Below are 23,809 nucleotides of genomic sequence, written 5' to 3'. Positions count from 1 at the left end.
ATAAAAACATTCAGAAATGGAAGAATGGGATCTTTGGAATAAAGAATTCTATATTAAGGGATGATAACTTCATTCGGAATTTGCTACGTATTGGAATTGTTTAATTAACATTGGATGGATGGGGAATCGGAACAGTTTCTTGTCAATTATCGGAACACTTTCTTGTCATCCGACACTACTCACTCTGGACAAATAAAAATAACCAAACTACATATGTATAAAATACGGATTTTGTGAAGTAGTCTTTTGATTTAGTCTTTTAATTGTTGTAGTGTTTGTAGTGTTTGTAGTGTTTGTAGTGTTTGTAGTGTTTGTAGTGTTTGTAGTGTTTGTAGTGTTTGTAGTTTGTAGTGTTTGTAGTTTGTAGTGTTTGTAGTGTTTGTAATCTTTGATTTTTGATTTAATCTAAAGTCCTGAAATATAACTGTACCTTTTTCAGATTCAGTTATATTTCACTTACATTTTCTTAAGCTCCCCAGTATGTTGAATATAAACATGAACATTGATTTGGTTTAAGGATGAAGAAGTAAGCTCAATATCTTGCCAGTTTTTCATTTTCTTCTTAAACATCACATTGCGAAAATTGTACAAATCAGCCTCTATGCGTAACCCTTCTTCAAATGTAGCTCGGATTTCTTTTATGATTTGTTCCTCTGCCTCTTTCTGCAATTCTTGCTCGGATGGATGGCTGTCAAGTAACTCTACTATATTCCCCGTAACGTTAACCTCAATATTAAAAACTGTCTTCCCATCTTTTTCTGTAACTGTAATTTTAGATTTGGGATATTCAAGTGAAATGATCGCAGGTTTAATCTCAATGGGTGATCTTGTTGTCTCTTTTTCCATCCAACGCAATCCGCTAAGCTGACTGTTGGCCATCCAGCCTTGAAAGCCGTTTTTTCGTACGACAAACACACCGTTTATTTTCAATTTTTCTTCAGTTTTCTTTTCAGACTGCCATGCTGTTGTATCAATGGTTAGGGTTGGCACTTTAGCCGTCTCACCGGGTTCATTGAGATTAATTTGATATTCTTGAGCAAGCAATGGCTTTATGAATGATCTTTGAAGATAATTTTCTTCTGGTTGGCCAAGTAAGTTGGTAATCGGTGACATTTGAAAAAAAGATGGCGTTTTAAAGATCTCTTCTATCGATCCTTTTGTGCCGAATATCCATGGCGTATATCGAAATTCTCTATATCTCTTTAAGTTATCGAAGTAATCATCACCACCAGATTGAATTGCATTTTCGGTAAATAGATATGTGCGAACATGACTCCAATATATTCTTCTTTGTACCGTATTATAAATATCACCTAATGCCAAAGCGAGCGACTTCCCTCTTCCTTTACCGACATACACCTGTGGTCCGTTCACTCCACCTCCAGTCTCCGACTTAGCGACATTGCCAAAAGATACGGTTTGGATGTATACCTCATACATTTTATTTTTATAATCAACCCCTATTGCAGTCGCATAAAGCAGATCTTGAAGATTTTTATTGTCCCAACATCCGGACAGGCACATCGTACAACAGAGAGTAATTATGAGCACCACTGGTTTCATTTTCTCTCTCCTTGTGACGTAGAATCTGTCGGTTGTAAAATGCTAGGTCTCTTGTTTTTGGATTTGTAAGGTCGGTTAAATAGTGCGATTATGGATGACTTCACATTGAGTTCGGCGATTGGAGACCAGTACGAAATACCGAATGACGTCAGTGTTGAGGTATATGCTACCACTGAAATTAAACCAATACAAAATCCATATATACCCAAAATGGAGGATATCAGCAACATATAAATTCGAATAAGAGTGACAGTACCTGTTAAGGATTGGTTAACCAACGTAAAGGATGCAACGGCAGAAGCTGCTGTAACCATGAGCAACGCTGAAGAGGCAAGTCCAGAACGAATCGCAGCATCCCCAATGATAAGCCCCCCTACTACCGTTACCGTTTGTCCTACTGGTTTCGGCAGACGTATGCCAGCTTCACGGAACAATTCGAATAAGCCAAAAATCAAGAAGTTTTCTATTGTCGTTGAATAAGGTATTCCCTTACGTGCTTCACCAATAGTTGCAAGTAAAGGAAAAGGAATTTGGTCAATATTAAAGCAGATCAATGAAATATAGAATCCAGGCAGAAACATTGCCGTTACTAAACCGATGAGTCGTAATATACGTTGAAATATCGTGTAGTAGTAAGAAGAATGAGCATCCTCGGGTGATTTTAATTGCTCGGTAAGATTAGAGGGTCCGATGATTACCATTGGAGATCCGTCCAAAATGATCACAAATCTACCTCGTAGCAGCGCCTCTGCAGCGAAGTCAGGCCTTCCAATTGTATCCACTAATGGAAATATGGAATCGCTAGAGTCACTTAAATATTCTTCCAACTGCGCACATCCAATAATGGAGTCCACATCGATTTGAGTAATTCGACGTTTTGCTTCAACGATGAAATCAGGGTTAATAATGTCTTTGATATACAGAATAGCTAAACTAACATTCCCCCTGCTCCCTACAGTGAAATGTTCATATTGAAGGGATCTGGTTTTTAAGCGTTTGCGAATGAGAGCAACATTCGTGATTACTTCCTCTGTAAAACCATCACGTGGACCGCGAATCGATATTTCGCTGATGGATTCTTCGGGCTGGCGTTTTGGCGGATTGGATATATCTGCTTCATAGACATGTGTGCCATTTTCGTGAAAAAATAAAACAATCACGTTTCCTGAAAAAACGCGTTGCTCAATTAGGCTTAGCTCCTCGTTCTCGTCAATTAGCTTTAACTCATCGTTTCGAATCATGTCGGTCATGCGCGGAAGTACATTCTCATTTAACTGCTTACTATCCACCATACCTTCGCAGTAAACAACTTGAGCACCGCTTCGCATCTGAAATTTGACATCGTAACAAGACGAGAATAATGCCCTAAAATCAGCTTCTTTGGCATGTTTGATGTTCATAACAACCCTCTTTTTCTTGTTGTCAAGTAGGCGATGAAAGTCCAACAGAGAATAGAAAACATAGATAGTGGGTAGAAGTAGTTTTTAGTAAAAGCTAAAAAATCGGTATCGTTAAAATGAACCTCTACACCGATAAATAAGGCTGTCGTGCATACCACGATTGCAATTTTATTATTCCGACGCTTGGTTGTCAGCAAGTCACCTATTAAAAACAACCCGAGACTCATTAGAATTGCAGTACTACATAGCCACTGGTAAATTGATAAAAAGTCAAGATGCTCCACAAAACTGCTGATTCTAACTAATCGCCATAGTGTAAAAAGCGGAAATCGCTGTTTAGAAGCTTCATATGTACCGAATATCGTCAAAATACTCATAACAGCATTGATAATAAAAAACGAACTAACGGACACCAATGCTACAAAGTGTTTCCATTTGAATGTACCTTCCGTATGAGGTTTCAGTAATAATACCCAAAACAATTCCATGCCAACCCTAGCAGTGGTAGAAGTGCCTAGTACAATGTGCCGCGTTTCTTCACTGAACAGCGGCATCAGCAGGTCAAAATGTCTATATTTAAAAGTAAACACCGCCATAAATACAATCAATAGTATGATTATCGGCATTAATACAGAATAGGAAATAGCGATCGGTTTAATACCCTTCACAGCTAAATAAGCACAAACAATTAATAAGGGCAACGAAATTGCCCATATAGGCGTAAATGGCAGAAATAAAGATTTAACCCAGATGACAATATTTTTATCAATGACAAACAATTCACAGATCAAATATAAGGTTATCCAATATTTGATTACCCACACGACCCATCTCCCCATTTTAAGTTCAAGAACATCAAGGAAGGATTGGTTAGGCGCATGATTATTTGCAATTTTATAAATCCAAAAGGCATATAAAAGGTACACTATGCAGCCGAAAATGCTACTGACAAAAGCATCCCGTTTTGCTTGTTCAATGAGAATGATTGCGCCTGAAATTTGTGCTAAGGCTAAAGTTCCACTCACACATAGAATGCAGGCATGTAAAGGATTTATTTTAGGATTGGAAAATGTAGACATTGAGCTCACCTCCTGTTCCTATATTTTCCTTCACATTAGTTTTTTATCCCAAGATTAGGTATTAGATTGAAAGCCAAAAAATCCGCTTTTCGGCGGATTTTCCGATTTATTTTAGCTGCGTTCAGTCAGTTGTTGTATCGCTTGTTTATTTCTTAATTGACGGTAGGCTGCTGATATACACATCAAAGCACCTGAAGTGACAAAGACACCTACTGGAAAACCCCAGCTCCCCCATGCTGGAACGATCAGTGGCATTAACGAGACACCGAATGCAACAGGTACAGGTGTTTTAAACAACATACAGAAAATGAGTGTTATCAGGACATTAATTACACCAACCCAAACGATTGAACCGGGCAATAAATGATAGACGCCAACCGCAAGAAGAGCTGTGAGTGTCAATACCGCTAACCGAGGTGGAATCAATTTCCAACTAAATTTCTCCGTATGAAACACCTCGAAGATGAGGGCAAATACAGGTGGAACCACGATAACTTCTAGATTAGTTGCGAATGCCAGTCCGATCCAAAGACATAAAATGATGCTAATGATAACCGTATCCGTTATTTTCCGAAAATTTTGCGGACCACTTGGCGTTAACTTTTCTGGCTTCCTCAATTTAAAAGCGGCTAACATAATCACAAAAGTAAACAGGCCAGTCGTAATCGCAAATACATAGTCCTGCAAACCTAAAAAGATCGGCAGCAAGGCAGCTGGAATTGTTGGTCCAAAATTGACACGAAATATGTGCATGAGAACGACTATAATAACAAAACCTAACCAAAGTTTGAACAGAGGCGTTATGGATAGCCCGTTCAAGGAAGTTCCCAGGAATGCAGCTATTGTCGGAGAAAGCCACAGATGAAGGGGCTTCTTCATCCAATGTGGAACTGTAAATACCATCACACCCATGGCCATACCAGCAATTTCTGGGAAGAGAATTTCCTTTTGTTGTAGACATACTGAACATATAAGCATAAGAACAACTAACCCATATCCCGATAGAAAACCTCTTGATTTTAACGTATTCCAAATCATTTCTATAGCCCTCCTTTCGAGCCCCCCATTTAAAATCCTTGTAAAGATTGTGTATACTTCCTCCAATTTTCATTTATCCAGCTACGATTATCACAATACACGGTTTGTAAATAGTGGGTCACATTCGTTACTTTCCCTTCTACCAGGACCTCGCGTATCTCAGATGGTTTTGAAGGCACATCATTTCGCTTTACAATCTCAAATTGATCTATTGGTAAAAACATTTGCAAACTTTTTTTATATGAAGTGCGAGCTGGATAGCGTGGTGAGCTTCCCGAATCGTACTTTGTTAGCTTAATCATGTCATAAAAGTCAGTCATCAGAGATTGAGCATCTAATTGCAGGATAGCGAAAACTTCATTTGGTTCTCTTTTTGAGTAAATGGCCAGCATTTTCTGACAATCTAGATGCGTCGGCCAAAAAAATACGTGCTTATCCACATATTTATGAAATTCCAGATGAGTGGTGTTTGCATCCATTACCTGATCGGCAATCTTTAAATGCGCGTTTGCTACAAAAACATGTCCATGAAATTGAATTTCTCTCCTCACTTCCCTCCTTTCATCTGATAAATGTGGATTTGCTTGATTACAAGAATACAAAGCATCCACATGTGATATGGAAGGCAAATTTCGTGCCCTCGTAAAGTGAAATAATGACTTCCTCTTTGAGCTGTTCGTTATTTTTTTTACAATGAAATCGTTCATAGCTGGATACCTCTCAGCTCTCATTTTGTGCGCAATTTAATTATAGTAAATCAATATGTATACGATCAATATCACGTTTTCTATCATAATGATGCTTCATTTCTATAACAGGATCCGTTTGTATCATAAAGAATAGTCCAAAGATTTATTGAGAATCATTGGACTGTTGTTTGATTTTTCTTGTGTTTATTAAAATTAAGAAGTTCACTAATAGTATCTGAAGAATGGATCTCTATTATCCGACAGTCTTGCTGCCTTTTAAATTTTGATCACCCTTTAAGCAGATTCCCATTAAAGAGCGCTTTTATTGTTCGAACAAAGAGAACGACCAAAACGATGTTCATCAAGACAAGAATGATTGTAGCAATGGCAATTAGCGGCCAGGAATGTACAAATATCGCATATTGCAAGGCAGCGTTGCTGAGTGCAGCCAATGGAAAACTAACACCCCACCAGGAAGCGCCAAACGGAATTGACTTTTTAAATACTTTGAAGAACAATACAATGAACAAGAACAGACCAAAGTAAAACAAGATCGATGCAAACTGATCAATTCTATGCTCAAAATTAATATAGCCAAGAAATCCTACCTCAAACGGTCCAATCATAATAAGCATTGAAGGCGTTAATCCTGAATGCATTGGAGCATGATGTATCAATCTGGATAGGATCATGGTAAGGAAAACTAAAGCCACAATTCCGCCGATCGCTAAAGAAAGTAGATTAATTTCATGCGCCCATGCAAACGGCATACTCCCACCTGCAACCGCAATATCAAGGGTCCCAACCCCAGGAATAAGCCAAGCAGGTACCGCATGACCATGCTCGTGATTCCCGTCTAACAAGCGTGTAACGATGATAAAACTTAGCGCTAACGTCGTTACAGTTCCGATGATCCAGAGCACTTGACCAGTCAGTCCACTGTAAGTCCCGACCACGGAAGATAGCAATAGAATGGCAATCGTGATCGTACCAAAGAAATTTCCTATGATAGGATGCTTAAATTCATCTTTGACTTTTTGTGGGTATAGAATCCACTTAGAAATATATCCTAAGCTTAATACGATAAACATGAGTACCGCGGCAATTCCAATAATATCAGCGATTACAAGTGAAGTACCGAATAGCTTACTTGCTTGTCTCCAAGCCAATGACAGACCTGAAATTCCCATAACCGACGCAAATAGATTAACAGGTAAAAATTGTACAGAACCAATGCTTTTTTGTTTGGGTATGGCAGTTATGGTTTGCATGTTTGATGGTCACTACTTTCTATCATTTTTTTGTGTATATGATCAAACTCAAAAGGAATTCGATTTCCCACCTTGTAAACTAATTTTATCCCCTCCCTAATTTACCTATTAAAAGGTAGTTGTTCTATCAACATAAATATCATTATTGAATAATTGATGAAAAGTATCAATATTCGATATTCTATTGTTATCATTAATAATATGGATGATTGACTCCACTTAATTTCTACATAAATTGAGGGAGTTTATGATAAAGTATAAGTTTAAAGGATTGATACAACACATTTACTTTTCGCGACATACATACTACTAATTGTCAATAACAATTTAAAAGTGAGGTATACCAATGGAGTTTCGACAGCTGGAATATTTTATAGCCATTTGTGAAGAGTTGCATTTTACAAGGGCTTCAGAGAAACTGGGCATGAGTCAGCCGACGCTGAGTCATCAAATTAAATCGCTAGAGGATGAGTTAGGGGTTCCATTATTTGATCGTATTGGCAAAAAGATTGCAATTACCGAAGCAGGTAAAATTTTATTAGATGAGTGCAAAGTGATTTTTTCTTCTTTAAATAACGTCAAAGTACAAATTTTGGAGCTTCAGAAGGTTAATCGCGGAACTTTATCCATAGGTGCACTTCCTGGTGAGTTAACTCAGCTTGTTTCGTCTTTATTGCTCGACTTTCATCATATTTATCCTGAGGTACAAATTAAAATTCTAAATCTAGACGATATTGTGGAGCGAGTCATACAGAATCAAATTGATCTGGCTATCACCATTTTTCCTGTCGAAGATGAACGCATTCGTAAAATTCCATTGTACAAAGAAGATATCTATTTAGCAGTTTCTAGAGACCACGTTTTAGCCGACCGTGAAAGCATTAACTTTGACGAAATCAGCAGTTACCCGCTCATCCTTTTCCCCCAATCCCATAAATGCCGTCAAATTATCGATCTAAACAGCAGCGTCTGTGGCATAAATATGGAGCCGATCATCGAGACAACGGCGATTGAAACGATTATAGACCTTGTAAAGTCGGGTGCTGGCGTGACCGCGCTATCCAGAACTTACTTGAATATGTACAACGATGAACAATTAACAGCTATTAAAATCGTGAATCCTATGCTGCAAAGGGAAATCGGTATCATCCATCATAAAGATAAGTATGTAAGCCAGGCTGCCCGGTTATTTATCGACTTATTATCAAATCATATTGTTAAATTGAAATTAGCAGAAGAAAGTACGATACTGGCTTAGTCGTGGTTCAAAATTACAAAGAAAAAAGGAGCCGTTAGACGGCTCCTTACCTAATTAGGAAAAAAAAGAGGTTTGTGGCGCAGGCGAAACAATAAACGAACATTTTTTACGTGAATACCATTCGTCACCTACTTTGACCTCATTTTCATTCCATGCGTCAATCATACCCCATCCAACAATTCTTCCATCCTTCATGACCATGATAAATTGCCCAAATAAAATAGCATTGTCTAATTCAATGTCATACTTAACTGTTTCCATCGCTTTTCCACCTTCCTAAATGAAATATGGACTCCTTATTTCATATATCGCATCGTTCTAACTCTTTATAGTTGTCTTCATATCATGTATAGCTAGATTAGCTATCGTGCTCGATTCACTCTTACTTAATGGTCACTCGCTTCTGCTTCTTACAGCCTCATTATTGAATAATTGATGAAAAGTATCAATATTCGATATTCTATTGTTATCATTAATGAATTGAATCAATTTACGAAAAAGCATAAAAAAATCCGCCATGTAAGCGGATCCTTATCGAACTATTCTATTTGCTCCAAGTCGACAGACCTTAAACGAAAAATCAAGCTTTGGTAATCCCCCTTAAATGGTGGGAGAATGTACCCAACTCGCTCGAGATAATCTCCACCGTAGAGGTTCCCTTGATCTATGTTCTCCATTTGTTCCCCAGATAGAACTAAGTAGTCATGCCTATCGTCAAGCCCTTTAAGTCGAAGCCTCTTGATTGGACCTGCAACAGCGGCTTGTATCTGAAAGTAGAACACAACTGCTTCCCTTCGATCCACTGATACAAACATCCATGCAGCTTCTCCTGACTCAAAAGGGTTCAACAGTCGGTAGAAATCACCAAATTGCACGATCTCCCTAATTTCTTTATAGAGCGCAACTTGTTCGCCAATCACAGACTTCTCCTCTGCAGACAGTTTCGTTAAATCCAGTTGATAACCGAACGAACCTGACATGGCCACATAGCCACGGGTTTGAAGTGGAGATATCCTGCCGATTTGATGATTGGGAACCGCAGACACGTTCGCGCCCATTGTCACAGGCGGATAGACCAGACTTGTGCCATATTGAATTTGCATGCGACTCACAGCATCGGAATTATCGCTCGCCCACGTTTGCGGCATGTAATATAGCATGCCTGGATCGAATCGACCACCGCCACCTGCACAACTTTCGAATAAAATATCAGGAAACTTGGCTGTTATCCGTTCGAGCGCTTGATACACACCAAGCATGTACCTGTGAGATGTCTCCCTCTGGCGTTCTTTCGGCAGTATTTGCGAGCCAATCTCTGTTAAATTTCGGTTGAGATCCCACTTCACATAGGCGATCGCTGCACTTTCTAACACGTTACAGACCGACTCTACGACGTAATCGACTACGTCATTGCGAGACATATCGAGGACCAGTTGGCTTCTGCTTTCCGTCCGCCGCCGTCCAGGTATATGCAAGCACCAGTCGGGGTGTTTACGATACAAGTCACTATCTGGTGACACCATCTCCGGTTCGAACCAAAGTCCAAGCTTCATACCATGCCTCGTAATGCGCTCAGCCAAATCATTTAGCCCATCTGGTAGTTTACTCGCATCAACAACCCAATCACCAAGTGAGGTATTATCGTCATTGCGTTTACCGAACCAACCGTCATCAAGTACAAACAGCTCCATACCAAGCTTCGAGCCTTCCTTCGCGATGTGCTCCAGCTTATCGGCATCGAAATCGAAATAGGTGGCCTCCCAGTTGTTGATCAGGATAGGTCGCTCCTTGTCGCGGTATGCGCCACGGCACAATCTGTCACGATAGAGACGGTGATAAATACGGGACATTCCGCCCAACCCCTGATCAGAGAACACAAGTACCGCTTCAGGGGTCTGGAAGAATTCCCCCGGCTCTAACAGCCAGCTGAAATCAAAAGGATTAACACCCAATTGTACTCTTGTAGTAAAAAATTGGTCCACTTCCGCATGTGCGAAGAAGCTGCCACTATAGACAAGACTAAATCCGTATACTTCGCCATGATCTTCATCCGTTCCCTTGGACAAAAGGGCAATGAAAGGGTTCTGCTGATGTCCGCTCACGCCGCGTCTACTTTCCACCGTGTGTCCCCCTGGCGAGAGTGAACGTCGGTATATGGCTCTTTCTCGTAGATGAGCGCCTGATAAATGCAGGAAATCAAATTCAGCATGAGGCATATCGATGCTCATCGATAACACACGCTGAAGATTTAACGGTTCACTGCCGTTAAGAACAAAACGTGCCGAACGCGTGATCACATCATAAGACTCATAGACGCTATAGGTAAGAAACACAGATAAACCGATCAAGGAATCGTTTAACTCGATCTCAAGCGTCTGTGCTTCTGCCTCTGATTCCACATAAGTGGCTGGCAATCCGACTAAACTGGGTTTTCCATTGACAAACCGATGGGAACGGTATTTCAAATCCAGTACGGATGTGCCATTACCAAGCAAAACTTCAACAGCCGGCGAGCGGAAATCACCAGCGCCGTAGGCTGGAAATTCTTGAGGCATCGTATCTGGAGAGTATGCAGGTTCGGTCGGATCAGGACGAGGCGATACTGTACTTCTGGCGCGAAGTTCTAAGTTCCGATGTAGATAATCTGAGCGCACGCTTTTTCCCCAATACGTGTGAGCGAGTAATCCCCATTTGGTAACTTGGAACGCGTAACTCGTTCGTACTGTTTGGAGATGGAATAATTGCTGAACTTCATCGTACTGAATAGGCATGCAGACACCTCTCATATAGTCTCTGTTTCATCATTCAAATCACTTTCTTAACCAAAATAACACTTTCCCCTAAAGATAAGTAGGTTAAAATTGTGAGAAAATGGGTCTTTTCTTAGGGTGACTCATAAAAATTGTAGATTGAATACTTTCTTATTCAATGAAAAGGGAAATAGGGATCGCCGACTGCTTCGCAGTCAGACGATCCCTAATAAGTTTTATTAGCGAAGTGGATTTTCTTTGGGATCCATCCCTATTTGAAATCAAGTCGATAAAATAAAGAATTTCGATCAGGGTAATCATAACGAATTGGCAAATCTTGTTTAGTTATCGCGATCAATCCATTTTTCTCAAAAAAATGCGGTGGCTTTTTTGCGATTGAAGGCGTGTCCAAGAAAACGGTTGTAGCTCCTTGCTGCCACGCATACTCAAAAATGATATCAAATAATTCTTGTCCAAAAGATAGCTCAATTCCACGATTTTCGATATATATAAAAAATTTTTTAATAGGAAAGATATCATGTGTGTTCATCTGCTCCATGGTGTTTCCCCATTTATTCTCTTTCAAGGAAATGAACTCCTGATGATGAAAAGATAATTTGAGCTCAACAATTTCCTCGAAATGACAATTTTTTAACAGCCTTAAACTACACATGTAACTTTACCTCATTCGTTCAATATGTATTCAATATCCGACGCTCCAAGTGGCTTACTATATAGGTAACCTTGCGCTTGATGACATCCACTGTTCAACAACCAAGTATGCTGTTCATGTGTTTCCACTCCCTCAGCTATGACCTTAAGCTTCAATTTGCGAGCCAATGAGATAATCATCTTCGTTAAGGCTTTATCCTGTGGCAAATCTTTGATGAAACTTCTATCTATTTTTAAGGCATCCAATTTAAAGGTTTTGAGATACTGCAAAGAAGAATAACCGGTTCCAAAGTCATCAATGGATAGAAAAACACCCATTTCCTTAATCACTTTCAAAGCATCGACGATAGGTTGCTCATCTTTCATTAACTCACTTTCTGTAATTTCAATTTCGATGAAAGCAGGTTTAATCTCGTTCTCACTAAGGATTTCCTTCATTCTATTCACGAAAGAAGCTTGAAGAAACTGCTTCGCAGACACGTTAATAGCAACCCTAACCGGTGGTAGACCTTTTTGTTGCCATTGTTTAATTTGCCTGCAAGCTTCTCGAATGACCCATTCACCTAATGGCACAATAAATCCAGTTTCTTCCGCTAGCGAAATAAATGCCATCGGTCCAACAATCCCTTGATCAGGATGGTTCCATCGCACCAGCGCTTCAAGACTATTAATTTCACCGCTATCCAGTTCGACTCTTGGTTGATACTCTAAGAAAAACTGTCGATCCGCAAGAGCTTTCACAAATTGTGATTTAAACACAAATCGTTTATATTCTCCATCATCAAAGGATGACTGATAAATAACGAATTGATTTCTGCCCTCCTGCTTCGCATGATACATTGCTTTATCTGCTCTTTTCATAAGCATGCTCGCAGTCATACCATGATCTGGAAATATACTAATGCCAGCGCTCATCGTTACTCTTATTTCATGCTTGTCTAGCCATATCGGCTCTTTAAACGCTTCAATAATTCGCTCTGCTACACCGACCATTTGACCACTAGAATGAATCCCTTCTAAAATGACTGTAAATTCATCGCCACCTAAGCGAGCGACAGTGCCCAATTGGCCAACGCATGTTTTAATTCGACCAGCAATCTGAACGAGCAAACGATCTCCTGCTTCATAGCCGAGTGAATCATTAATCCATTTGAAGTGGTCTAAGTCAATAAACATCAGTTCAAGATTAATGTCCTGTTTATGATGTTTTTGGATCATAGTTGTTAATTTTTCTTTGAAATATCTCCTGTTTCGTAAACCTGTTAAAGAATCGTGATAAACTAACGCTAATAATTTCTTTTTTTCCTCGTTACGTTTGATTGCATAAGCTTTCAGTTCTCTTAAAATCTCTATAAGCTCCAGTTGTTCATGCTGATTTATCTTGACTTGTTTCGAAGACAGTAAGGAATGACTGCGCTTGTTCGGAATTGTAATGGATCGTTTGGTCTTATCGATTGCTCTTAATATCGTAGATAGAGACTCACCGGATGCGAATAGCGATAAGATGTCGGTTTTTATTTGAAGGATTCTATTCCTTGAATTTATTTCACTAATTGATCGTGAATTCATTGTTCTCATCTGTGAAACTCCTCATGGCGTTCAAAATTACATCCGATATTTAAAATGACAAGGCACACAATCCTCATCATAACTAGAATTGATCACGATGTAACCATCCACTCATCAAGAAAAAAAACCATCCAAGATTACCCAAGAAACCTATTTATTCTTGCACTTCATTTTAATAACTTAATAATAAAATTTTACTTAATAAGCATACACAAGCGATTAACATTTATGATATGATACTTAAAAATTACAAAGAACTGTTGCCAAGTGTGAGAAAAATAGTAAAAAATGACAACCCTAACTATGGAAAGCTGGGTGTTTTTTTGTATTTTATCGTTGCTCCTTTAGCGTAACTTCAATAGTTATGACAAAAATTTGATAAAAGTTGGTATATTTTATGTGGAAGCCGGATCGATCAAGCAAAACGCCTATTTATCAACAAATTGCAGATTACATGGAACACCGCATAGCATTTGGAGAGTTCCCTCCTGGCAGTACGCTTCCTTCCGAACGAAAATTGGCCGCCGTACTACGCGTTAACCGAAGTACCGTAGTTGCTGCATATGAAGAACTTCGTGCTACTGGCATACTGGTAAGTAGTAAAGGCAACGGTACCATTGTTTCCAACCTCAATGAGGAGAACTCGACGAACCAAACTCCTAACTGGAAAGAGTATGTAGAAGGAGGAAATTTCCTTCCCAATCAACCATTCGTACGCCGTATTCGCGAAGAATTACTTCACAAAAAGGGGCTTATCGACTTTGCAAGTGGCCAGTTGTCACCGGATCTATATCCGCAGGAAATCGTCCGTGAACTTTTACAAAAGCGGCCCTTTCATGAACAACTCGGTTACGATAACCCGCAGGGGTGCGCACAACTTAGAGAAACGCTTGTTTCATTTCTTGCACAGCATCTTCACATTCAAACGACGGAATCATCTATATTAATTTCATCTGGTTCCCAGCAATCTTTATATTTAATTTTACAGTGTTTATTAAATCCCGGAGACGCCGTTGCGATTGAAGACCCTTCATACTGTTATTCGTTGCCCATGTTTCAATCGGCTGGTCTTCGTTTATTCCGCTTACCTACGGATGAACACGGGATAAATCCAGAAGAGGTTATGGCGTTATATCGCAAGCACAAAATTCGAATGTTATTTGTTAACCCTAATTTCCAAAATCCAACGGGAAGTGTAATGCCCTTAGAGCGAAAAATTCGGTTGCTTGAAATTGCATCGGAACTTGGCATACCCATAGTTGAAGATGACACCTTTACATTAACTGCTTTCGATGGTCATCCACCTCCTACTTTGAAATCAATAGATAAAAATAACAATGTCTTATATATTGGATCTCTTTCCAAAACGGCTACTTCTGGCTTACGAATTGGTTGGTTAATTGCTCCACAATCCGTTATTTGTCGGTTATCCGATGCCAGACAGCAGATGGATTTCGGCCTGAGCAGTATTCCGCAGTGGGTTGCCAATCATTTTATCAAGGAAGGTCATCTGGATAATCACATTCAATTCTTACGCAAAGAATTAACCAAGAAAAGAAATGAACTCATGCGAGGACTAACAGAAATCATGGGTGATACTATTTCGTATTCCGTACCTCAAGGCGGGCTTACGCTTTGGTGTAGAATCAATCGTGAAGTTGATGAATTTAAATGGCTCGAAGAGTCCACCAAAAGAGGCGTTATCTTTGTTCCGGGAACTGTTTATGGGTCCAAAAAAGGGTGGATCCGCTTAAGCTTTGCAAGGCCATTTTTCCATGAAATTAGTCCAGGCATTCAACAACTCCACGCTGCTTTAGAAATGTGCCAGTAATTAATCACTTAACAGGGCCGCAAATTTGCGGCCTTTTTCATATGTATTCACTTCCACAAATCAACCAACCTTTTAAATGATAGTAACTTATTTAAGAGTAGGTGCAACCTTTTTATTAACAGTGCCGTTTAAGTTTCTGAAACACAAAAAACCATATGAGGTGAAATAAAATGAAAAAAACAATCAAAACCTTCACGCTAACTGCAGCAACTGCATTACTATCCCTATCTTTGGTCGGCCAAAGCTTTGCAGCTAGTAGCTCATTCTCTGACCTAAACAACATTGCATCAAAAGATAAAATTATTTCCCTACAACAAAGTGGTATTGTAGGTGGAATTACTTCTACGCTATTTGCTCCACAAGAAAAAATTACTGAAGCCCAATCAGTACAACTACTGGTGAATGCACTTGGACTTAATTTAGATTTGGTCAAATTCGTGAAAGAGCCGAAAGCAACTGATTATTTTGCCAATGCCTCAAATGACGCTTGGTACGCACAGGCGCTTATCGTTGCAGCTGTCAACAATGTTGATCTTCCCAAAGATCTAAACCCTGCTAAAAAATTAACACGCGAAGAGTTCACACATCAGCTCGTTCGAGCAATTGAAGTGAGTAAGAACCTCCCATTGATTAACCCCGTTGTTGTTGATATTAAAGATGGTGATCAACTAACAGTTGAGTACTCGGGATCGATCCAACGTGGACTTAAATACGGGATTATTAAATTGAATACGGAAGGTAAATTCAATCCAAAAGATGAAATTACGCGTGCTGATGCTGCAGAGGAAGTTTATAACGCTCTTGATTATCTGAAAACTCATCAAGCACCAGTCACAAGCAATGACCCTATCTCAGCAACACAAGGTGTTCAGATTATCACGGATGCACTTGGTAAATTGGGTACGGATATCAAAATCAAAATAGATCCAGATGCCAAAATGACGCGTGAATCGTTCACTTATCTTCTTGTTCACACGTTTCAAACCAGTGAGAAATTACCTATGATTAAATTAAATCCTGTCGATATCAAAGATAATGACAAGATTGACGTATCCAATGTTGGCGCCATCCAAACCGCGCTTGCTTTAGATATTGTCGAGTTACAAGCAGACGGTACTTTCCATCCGCAAGATGGCATTACCCTTGCAGAGGCAACAGAAATCGCAAATCAGGCGCTTAAAGCCGTCGAGGGGTTAAAGAAGTAAATGTAAAAAAGCAGACCCATTCTTGAATGGGTCTGCTTTACTTTCCTATTTATCCAAGATTAGCTGCTTGTCGTTTATACAAATCTTCCAAAACTAAGCACGCCATCGCTTCAACCACAGGTACAATTCGCGGGCAAATACATGGATCATGTCGACCTATAGTTCGAATTTCTTGTTCCTCGCCATTCACATTTAACGTCTTCTGGGCAACAGAAATTGAAGAAGTCGGCTTCACGCTAATTCGGAATATTATTTCTTGTCCCGTACTAATCCCGCCTAGAATTCCACCCGAATGGTTACTGAGAAATCCGTCACTGTCCATTTCATCATTATGCTCACTACCTAGCATGGAAGCAGCTGAGAATCCCGCACCAAATTCGATCCCCTTCACAGCTCCGATCGATAGCATTGCTTTCGCCAATTCAGCATCCAATTTATCAAATACAGGCTCTCCAAGACCAGGCATAACCCCACGAATCCGGCATTCTACGATGCCTCCACAACTATCACCAATCGAAGCTAGTTGCTCAATTTTTTCAATCATTTTGGCTCCAGCAATCGGATCACATGCACGTACCGCATTGCGTTCAATCGCATCTTCATCGAAGGTCTGACATCGAATTCCACCGATTTCAAGGGTATAGGCCAACACTTGTACACCTCTATGTTCAAGCAGCTTACGAGCAATTGCACCACCTGCTACCCTGCCTGCTGTTTCTCTTCCAGAAGCTCGCCCACTTCCGCGATGATCACGGATTCCGTATTTCTGTAGATATGTGAAATCCGCATGGCCTGGTCGAAAAGAATTCTGGATATCATTGTAAGCCTCCGGCTTCATATCTTGATTATAGAGATTAACAAAAAGTGGCGTACCTGTCGTTTTCCCTTCGAATACACCTGATAAGATATGAATGATATCATATTCTTTGCGTGGGGAGGTCACCGAAGATTGACCGGGCTTTCTTCGATCCATCTGTTTCTGAATATAGGCTTCATCGATCTCGATGCCTGGTGTTACACCATCCACAATGACGCCTACCGCGGTCCCATGTGATTCTCCGAAAGTCGTAATTTTGAAAATTTCACCGAATGTATTCCCTGCCATATAAGTGTAAGCCTCCTATTTAGTAAATAACTTCTACGCCTAACGTTGATAATTGTTCGAAAAAACCTGGACATGTCTTGGATACGCAACCTGGATCCGTAATACGGATGTTCTCGACCCTTAGGCCGATTAAAGACAATGCCATCGCCATGCGATGATCATCATGCGAATCTACCAAAACAGGCAACGGTTCCCCAGGATAAATCGTTAAACCATCCTGATGTTCCTCTACACGAATGCCAAGCTTGCTAAGCTCACTACATATAGCAGCAATACGATCGCATTCATGATGTCGAATATGAGCCGCATCGGTAAGCGTAATGGGGCCATCCGTAAATGGAGCCAACGCCGCTATCGTCAACGTTTGGTCGGACCATTTCTTCATGCTCAGTGTAAAGCCACCTTTGAGCTGTTGTGTACCCTGTACTTCTACAAAGTTCTCACCGCGTTGTACCATACACCCCATTCGCTCCAGTACATCTAACATTTCTATATCAGGCTGACTCGTTTTTCGAGCGTCAATGCCATCGATCCGTACACAGCCTGATGTTAAGGCTGCTAATGCCCAGAAATAACAACAGGTAGAGACATCTGGTTCAAGTTGCAAAGTCTGCGCTTGATAGGTCCCAGAAGGAACCTTAATCGATTGTCCGTCCTCAGAAACCTGCGGTGTGATACCAAAAGCACTCATCATATCCAAAGTCAGTTGTACATAATCCCGTTGCACAATTTCACCCTCGATCTGGATGATTAATGGGGCTTGTGTATAGGGAGCTGCTAATAAAACCCCACTTATAAATTGGCTCGACATTGATCCAGGCAGCTTCACAATTCCACCTTTGAGTCCAGCAACATCCAATTCGTAAGGCAATCGATGTTCAGCCTCCAAATAATTGAACGAAGCTCCTTGCGCTGAAAGTGCCGAAATTAATGGTGCAAGTGGCCGCTCACTTAATCGTTTACTCCCTTTGATCGTCCATTTCCCTCGCCCGATAGCCAATGCTGCTGGCAAGAACCGTGCAACCGTACCAGCTGCACCCATGTATAGCTCTCCAGATGAATTTGGCCAATTTCCCCCGCAGCCATCCACATAAGCAGTTTCTCCATCGATGTCGACTGACACGCCTAATTTGATTAATGCTTGTATACACCAGTACGAATCATCGCTTTTCAAAATGCCATTTAACTGTGATTTACCCTCAGCGAGTGCGGCAATCAGTAACGCCCGGTTCGTTAGACTTTTACTCCCCGGTACTCGGATGGTTCCTGACACGATCGATTTAGGAGGACTAATACGTACTTCCGAAATCCCCTTATTCGTCGTCCACGGAGAACGCGCTTCCCAATCTGGTTGATGCATCGCCATATTCGCCACCTCTTTGTGTTTTTGCTATAAGCCAATTATAATGAGTTATATGAAATAAATGAAATTGAAATATATGCTACTTGTCATAGAGGTGATCTATATCAAATGATCAATTTAGAATGGTATCGTATTTTTTTACATACGGCCAAATGCCGGAATTTAACGAAAGCTGCGCAAGAACTTCATATAACGCAACCGTCCGTGAGCTATGCCATTAAGCAAATGGAAGAGGCAGTTGGGCTTAAATTATTTCATCGTCAATCGAAAGGTGTTGAGCTCACAGAAGAAGGGCGTACGCTCTTTGACTATGTGGAACAATCCTTTGCTATGCTGGATTCGGGACAGAAGCATCTGCTCAATCTGAAGCAATTACATCAAGGTGAGATTCGGATCGGGGCAAGTGATTCGTTGATTAAGCACCTTCTGTTACCACAGTTGAATGCGTATCATAAGCAATATCCTGGAATACGGATTCGGTTATCACATGGAAAAACAGGCGATATTACGAGGCGTTTAAAGGAAGGTGATATTGACTGTGCCATCGTTCATTTACCAATCGAAGATTCGGATTTGACGATTCACACGTTAGCGACGTTGGAGGATTGTTTCGTGGTTGGGGAAGATTTCCGAGAATGGACGAACCGTTCCATCTCTACGAAGGAACTCGCGGAGCTACCTCTTATCTTCTTATCGCCAGGGAGCAGTACTAGAGTGTCTATAGAAAAATGGTTTGCAGCACAAGGATTCGCGGTGAATCCAGATATTGAATTAGGAAATATTGATCTTTTAGCGGAGTTCGCAAGACTTGGGTACGGGGTTGCCTTCATAAGCCGATCATTTATACAGGATGAGCTTCGATCAGGCACTCTCTTTGAGCTCACCTTGGAGGAACCACTACCACCGCGCAGCATCGGGTTAGCTGTTCGTCGGGATATGAAATTATCCGTAGCCGCTGAAGGATTTGTGCAGATTCTGCATAGGTAGTTGGACGAAAATGAACGATATTCCTTATTAAAACGTCTGTATTAAGATAGAAATTTAACTGTTTAAGGAGTACATGGATGAAAAATTTTCTCACATCACGATTAAACTGGACTAGAATTAGCGAACAACTGGAGTCTTATTGGGAAGCGAACGTGCTGAAATGGAAAAAACGCTTAAATCCATTGACGAACAAAATTGGATTTGGCATCTACTTTTATAAAAACATGACCTTAAACCTCAATCGTTTGAATAAAGAAATCTTACAAATTGCTGAGGATCATATCCACCTTGGACTGTTCAAGAAACCCGAGTTCCCCAGTTTTATCTCCGTTGTTGATGGTATTCATGCATCCACGATGGTTATGAAACTACCCAATCATATCACGAAGCAAATCACGACTATGGTTAAATCGCTCCCAGGGTTCAAATCCTTACAAGCCATTGCTAGTGAGTACGGGTACAAATGTGAGCTTCATTACAATCAAGGGAAAGCATTTTTCGGATCGTTACAGATTCACTTTATTAAAATCAACACGTTTCCAATGATGCCAGCTTGAATCCTACCTTCCTCCCAATACTTCGTCAAAACAAAAAAATCTCCAATAAATGGAGATTTTTTTGTTTATTTGCGTCTATTCAATTGAGTATCGAATAAAGGCTAGCAAAGCTAATAAGCCTGCTGCAATTGAGATGACGTATAAAGAAGTGAGCCTTACCCACTTCGTGCCTGTTTTCTGAAAATAGGACTGATCCCCTTCACGATTTTTACGAGAAAAACCGATGAAGAATGTCGACAATAGGCCAAACAATAAAATAACGGAAAATATCACAAAGTAAATGGATGTATTCATAAGAAAAGCGACCACCCTTCTTTTGTCTATTCTAAATATCTTTTACTAAATTATATAGGAACTTGTATGATAAATCATATACATCCTCTTCCATGTTCATACAAATTTCAAAAAGTATCTGTTATTTATGATGCGAAAATGTCATTTCTAAAATAAAAGTAAACTTAACTTATATTATGTAAACAAATATCATTTCTTATTGATCCCTTACGGGAAACATTTGTTATAACTGTATTTTCAATTGCACAAGATTCCATTCAACCGTTATGCTACTTGTAAATACTTTAACTTTTGGAGGCCATAACGATGTTGAAAATCGGAATTATTCTCGGCAGCACTCGCCCAGGACGTAGAGGCGAAGTCGTCGCTCAGTGGGTACATGAAGTTGCAAGTAAACGCACCGATGCCTTATTCGAGATCGTCGATCTGGCAGATTTTAATTTGCCACTTTATGACGAACCTCATCCACCTATGATGATGAAATATACGAAGGAACATACCATTGCTTGGTCCAATGCAATTCAAGGTTACGATGGTTATATCTTCGTGACACCAGAGTATAATCATGCCGTACCCGCGGCGCTGAAGAATGCGCTAGATTTCCTATTCAATGAATGGAAAGATAAAGCCGCTGGAATCGTCAGCTATGGTGGAGGTACAGGTGGAGCGCGTGCAGCCGAGAACCTAAGACTCATCTTGAGTGAGTTGCATATAGCTAGTGTACGTGCCCAGGTAACTTTGTCCCTCTTTACTGATTTTGAGAACTTCACCGTGCTCAAGCCCAATCCGCGTCAGGAGACCGCTGCGAACACCATGTTTGATCAAGTCATTGCTTGGAGTGGTGCATTGAAAACATTGCGTTAATTCCTACTTTATATCTACATGCATGTGATAACAAGCTGATATAGGGTTCTCTAAATCAGCTTGTTCGATCTATTTCATCAAAGTGTTAGGTGAACATCATCGCCCGTAAAAAAACCAAAGGGAGATAACGAATTCCTTCTATTTACATATTTGTTTACATAACTTATATTATGTTATCTATTGAATGGAATAAAAGCTGAATCAGGTTTCCCCAATTCAGCTTACTGCTCACCTATGTGATGATCTCTACTTGGATCTTCTTAACACACGAACGCCATAGGGCTCCAGTTGCACACCCTTGGCTTCCCACGTTTCCTGCAAAAGCATATCCCAATACGTATCCCCATCTAACTCGACTATCTGCGTCTGCTGAGCGAAATTCATCAGGAAAACATAGTCATATTCCCCATTCGTCCGAACTTGTGCAGTTACTTCAGGAGGTAACTCCATTTGTAACACAGCCTTAACTCCCGCCTGCTCAACTACTTGCTTATACAAAAGTTTCAAAAGCTCAGTATCTGTTCTCGTCGCGATATAATACGCTTTACCATGGCCAAATGAGTTCACGGTCAACGCTGGACGACCTGCATAGAAATCATCTCCGTAGACAGCTAGCGTCTCTGCTCCCTCGGTATGAATGAGCTCACAGAGCTCATGGGACTCGTACTCACCTTCTAAGTCAAGCCCATTCCCCTCCGTAAAGATCAAACGGTTTTTCTCATGATCATAAAGTGCATCGATTTCCTCGGACCAAATCCCGAGCGTTTTACGAAGTGGTCCTGGGAAGCCACCTTGGAAACAGAGGTCATTTTCGTCAACGATTCCTGACCAATACGTGGTTACGAACGTTCCACCATCCGCAACAAATTGCTCGATGCGCTCCCCGACACCAGGTCGAACCAAATATAGCATCGGCGCCACGATTAGCTTGTATTTACTGAAATCAACATCCATATCGATGACATCGACGGGAATGCCGCTATCCCAGAAAGCGCGATAGTGACTAAGAACGGTCTCTTCATATTTGATTCCCATATTACGAGGTCCTTGCGAATTCTTCACTGCCCAGCGATTTTCCCAGTCAAATATCAAAGCTGTTTCCGCCGGAACCGAAGTCCCAATCACTTCAGAGAGCTTCTCTAAGGCACAGCCTAGCTCAGCTACATCACGAAATACACGCGTATGTTCATGTCCGACATGATCAATAACCGCACCGTGCAGTTTCTCACTAGCACCGCGACTCTTCCGCCATTGGAAGTATTGAACGGAATCAGAGCCATGCGCGACTGCCTGCAAAGAAGATAACAAATGCATACCAGGCTTCTTCAATTTGGAAACTGCCTGCCAATTCGTCAAGCTCGGTGTGCTTTCCATCAATAAGAACGGCTGTCCACCCTTCAGCGAGCGGAATAGGTCATGATTGAGAGCGAACCAAGCAGCCAAGTTACGTTGATCTTTCGCATCATGCCACGTCGGGTACGCATCCCATGAAATAACATCAAGCACATCCGCGAATTTCCAGTAGTTAAGCCCTTCGAACGCATCCATCAGATTCGTTGTAACAGGCAATTGCGCGTTCACAGCTTTCAATGGGGCAATTTCAAGACGGCAGAAATCAACGGTTTGATCCGTCACAAAACGTTTCCAGTCCAAGTTCATGCCATGAACTAAGTTTTCACCGTGCGGAGCAGGAGATTCAATCTGAGACCAGCTCGTATACGTATGGCTCCAAAATGACGTCCACCACGCCATATTTAATGCATCTAGCGTGCCATATTTCTTTTGCAACCAGCCGCGGAAAGCTTCCTGGCAATACGAACAATGACATTCCCCACCGTATTCATTGGAGATATGCCAACCCACGACGGCCGGATGTTGAGCATAGCGCTCTGCCAACCGACTGTTCATCATGGCAACCTTCTCCCTGTACACTGGGGATGTGAAGCAATGATTGTGACGCGCGCCGAATAAATTGCGCACGCGATTCGCACCAACACGCAGTACCTCCGGGTACTGCTCCGCCATCCAGGCAGGCCTTGCGCCGCTCGGCGTCGCAAGCCAAGCATAGATCCCGTTCGCGGCGAAGGTATCGAGCACGCGATCTAACCACTCGAAGGTATATGTGCCTTCGACGGGTTCAAGTGCGGACCAAGCGAAGATGCCGATGGCCATTACATTACATTTGGCCAGCTTCATCATGCGGATGTCTGCTTCTAAGACTTGCGGATCGTGCTGCCATTGATCAGGATTATAATCAGCGCCGTGCATAAAAACCGGCAATTTCGGGCTAATCGGTGGAAATGTAGAAGACAAA

The 23,809-nt window shown here is 41.0% G+C and carries 20 protein-coding genes; 6 read left to right on the top strand and 14 right to left on the bottom strand.

The features are described from left to right. Nucleotides 1-456 precede the first annotated feature (456 nt). The 6 genes from L6I86_RS12110 to L6I86_RS12085 form a co-directional block, all read right to left on the bottom strand. Nucleotides 457-1,563, bottom strand: a complete 1,107-nt coding sequence (locus L6I86_RS12110) for a Ger(x)C family spore germination protein (protein WP_236287378.1) — start codon at nt 1,561-1,563, stop codon at nt 457-459. After that, nucleotides 1,560-2,963: a spore germination protein gene (locus L6I86_RS12105; protein ID WP_236287376.1), complete on the bottom strand. Its 1,404-nt coding sequence runs from the start codon at nt 2,961-2,963 to the stop codon at nt 1,560-1,562. The genes L6I86_RS12110 and L6I86_RS12105 overlap by 4 nt, the downstream gene beginning before the upstream one ends. Beyond that, complete coding sequence (locus tag L6I86_RS12100) at nt 2,960-4,042, bottom strand: GerAB/ArcD/ProY family transporter (protein ID WP_236287374.1); 1,083 nt, start codon at nt 4,040-4,042, stop codon at nt 2,960-2,962. The genes L6I86_RS12105 and L6I86_RS12100 overlap by 4 nt, the downstream gene beginning before the upstream one ends. Before the next feature lie 111 nt (nt 4,043-4,153). Further along, nucleotides 4,154-5,080 carry a hypothetical protein gene (locus tag L6I86_RS12095; protein WP_236287372.1) on the bottom strand — a complete coding sequence of 309 codons (927 nt, stop codon included), beginning with the start codon at nt 5,078-5,080 and terminating at the stop codon, nt 4,154-4,156. Between the two features lie 29 nt (nt 5,081-5,109). After that, nucleotides 5,110-5,787 carry a DUF7002 family protein gene (locus tag L6I86_RS12090; RefSeq protein ID WP_236287370.1) on the bottom strand — a complete coding sequence of 226 codons (678 nt, stop codon included), beginning with the start codon at nt 5,785-5,787 and terminating at the stop codon, nt 5,110-5,112. Nucleotides 5,788-6,056: 269 nt separating this feature from the next. After that, on the bottom strand, nt 6,057-7,040 hold the full coding sequence (locus tag L6I86_RS12085) for an SLAC1 anion channel family protein (protein ID WP_236287368.1): 984 nt from the start codon (nt 7,038-7,040) through the stop codon (nt 6,057-6,059). A gap of 346 nt (nt 7,041-7,386) precedes the next feature. On the opposite strand from L6I86_RS12085, the gene L6I86_RS12080 reads away from it, so the two are divergent. After that, nucleotides 7,387-8,298, top strand: coding sequence for a LysR family transcriptional regulator (locus L6I86_RS12080; RefSeq protein WP_236287366.1), 912 nt, complete (start codon nt 7,387-7,389; stop codon nt 8,296-8,298). 54 nt (nt 8,299-8,352) lie between these two features. On the opposite strand, the gene L6I86_RS12075 is transcribed toward L6I86_RS12080, so the two are convergent. From L6I86_RS12075 to L6I86_RS12060, 4 genes are all read right to left on the bottom strand, one after another. After that, a complete protein-coding gene (locus L6I86_RS12075; RefSeq protein ID WP_236287364.1) occupies nt 8,353-8,559 on the bottom strand; it encodes a hypothetical protein in 207 nt (68 codons plus the stop codon). Nucleotides 8,560-8,837: 278 nt separating this feature from the next. Next, nucleotides 8,838-11,069 (bottom strand): alpha-galactosidase, encoded by a 2,232-nt coding sequence (locus L6I86_RS12070; RefSeq protein ID WP_236287361.1) that lies wholly within the window; start codon nt 11,067-11,069, stop codon nt 8,838-8,840. A 250-nt stretch (nt 11,070-11,319) separates the two neighbouring features. After that, on the bottom strand, nt 11,320-11,634 hold the full coding sequence (locus tag L6I86_RS12065) for a GNAT family N-acetyltransferase (protein WP_236287359.1): 315 nt from the start codon (nt 11,632-11,634) through the stop codon (nt 11,320-11,322). A 98-nt stretch (nt 11,635-11,732) separates the two neighbouring features. Next, nucleotides 11,733-13,298 (bottom strand): putative bifunctional diguanylate cyclase/phosphodiesterase, encoded by a 1,566-nt coding sequence (locus tag L6I86_RS12060; protein WP_236287357.1) that lies wholly within the window; start codon nt 13,296-13,298, stop codon nt 11,733-11,735. 388 nt (nt 13,299-13,686) lie between these two features. Between L6I86_RS12060 and pdxR the strand changes: the two genes are divergently transcribed. After that, nucleotides 13,687-15,120, top strand: a complete 1,434-nt coding sequence (gene pdxR, locus L6I86_RS12055) for a MocR-like pyridoxine biosynthesis transcription factor PdxR (protein WP_236287354.1) — start codon at nt 13,687-13,689, stop codon at nt 15,118-15,120. Nucleotides 15,121-15,290: 170 nt separating this feature from the next. After that, nucleotides 15,291-16,325, top strand: coding sequence for an S-layer homology domain-containing protein (locus tag L6I86_RS12050; protein ID WP_236287352.1), 1,035 nt, complete (start codon nt 15,291-15,293; stop codon nt 16,323-16,325). Between the two features lie 49 nt (nt 16,326-16,374). On the opposite strand, the gene aroC is transcribed toward L6I86_RS12050, so the two are convergent. Next, nucleotides 16,375-17,430, bottom strand: a complete 1,056-nt coding sequence (gene aroC, locus L6I86_RS12045) for a chorismate synthase (RefSeq protein ID WP_236287350.1) — start codon at nt 17,428-17,430, stop codon at nt 16,375-16,377. A 19-nt stretch (nt 17,431-17,449) separates the two neighbouring features. Further along, entirely contained in the window at nt 17,450-18,796 is a 1,347-nt protein-coding gene (gene aroA, locus L6I86_RS12040) for a 3-phosphoshikimate 1-carboxyvinyltransferase (RefSeq protein WP_236287348.1), read from the bottom strand. Between the two features lie 105 nt (nt 18,797-18,901). Between aroA and L6I86_RS12035 the strand changes: the two genes are divergently transcribed. Together L6I86_RS12035 and L6I86_RS12030 are read left to right on the top strand one after the other, a co-directional pair. Beyond that, a complete protein-coding gene (locus tag L6I86_RS12035) occupies nt 18,902-19,780 on the top strand; it encodes a LysR family transcriptional regulator (protein WP_236287346.1) in 879 nt (292 codons plus the stop codon). Nucleotides 19,781-19,857: 77 nt separating this feature from the next. Next, on the top strand, nt 19,858-20,337 hold the full coding sequence (locus tag L6I86_RS12030; protein ID WP_236287344.1) for a hypothetical protein: 480 nt from the start codon (nt 19,858-19,860) through the stop codon (nt 20,335-20,337). Nucleotides 20,338-20,412: 75 nt separating this feature from the next. On the opposite strand, the gene L6I86_RS12025 is transcribed toward L6I86_RS12030, so the two are convergent. Next, a complete protein-coding gene (locus L6I86_RS12025; RefSeq protein WP_236287342.1) occupies nt 20,413-20,631 on the bottom strand; it encodes a hypothetical protein in 219 nt (72 codons plus the stop codon). 306 nt (nt 20,632-20,937) lie between these two features. Between L6I86_RS12025 and L6I86_RS12020 the strand changes: the two genes are divergently transcribed. After that, the gene (locus tag L6I86_RS12020) at nt 20,938-21,495 is read left to right on the top strand and encodes an NADPH-dependent FMN reductase (RefSeq protein ID WP_056625375.1); all 558 of its coding nucleotides are present in this window, start codon (nt 20,938-20,940) and stop codon (nt 21,493-21,495) included. A gap of 246 nt (nt 21,496-21,741) precedes the next feature. On the opposite strand, the gene L6I86_RS12015 is transcribed toward L6I86_RS12020, so the two are convergent. Next, complete coding sequence (locus L6I86_RS12015; protein WP_236287417.1) at nt 21,742-23,763, bottom strand: beta-galactosidase; 2,022 nt, start codon at nt 23,761-23,763, stop codon at nt 21,742-21,744. Between the last annotated feature and the right edge of the window lie 46 nt (nt 23,764-23,809).

This window comes from Paenibacillus allorhizoplanae, from assembly GCF_927798215.1.
In the GTDB taxonomy this organism is placed as follows: domain Bacteria; phylum Bacillota; class Bacilli; order Paenibacillales; family NBRC-103111; genus Paenibacillus_E; species Paenibacillus_E allorhizoplanae.
This window is presented reverse-complemented; position numbering and strand designations above follow the sequence as displayed.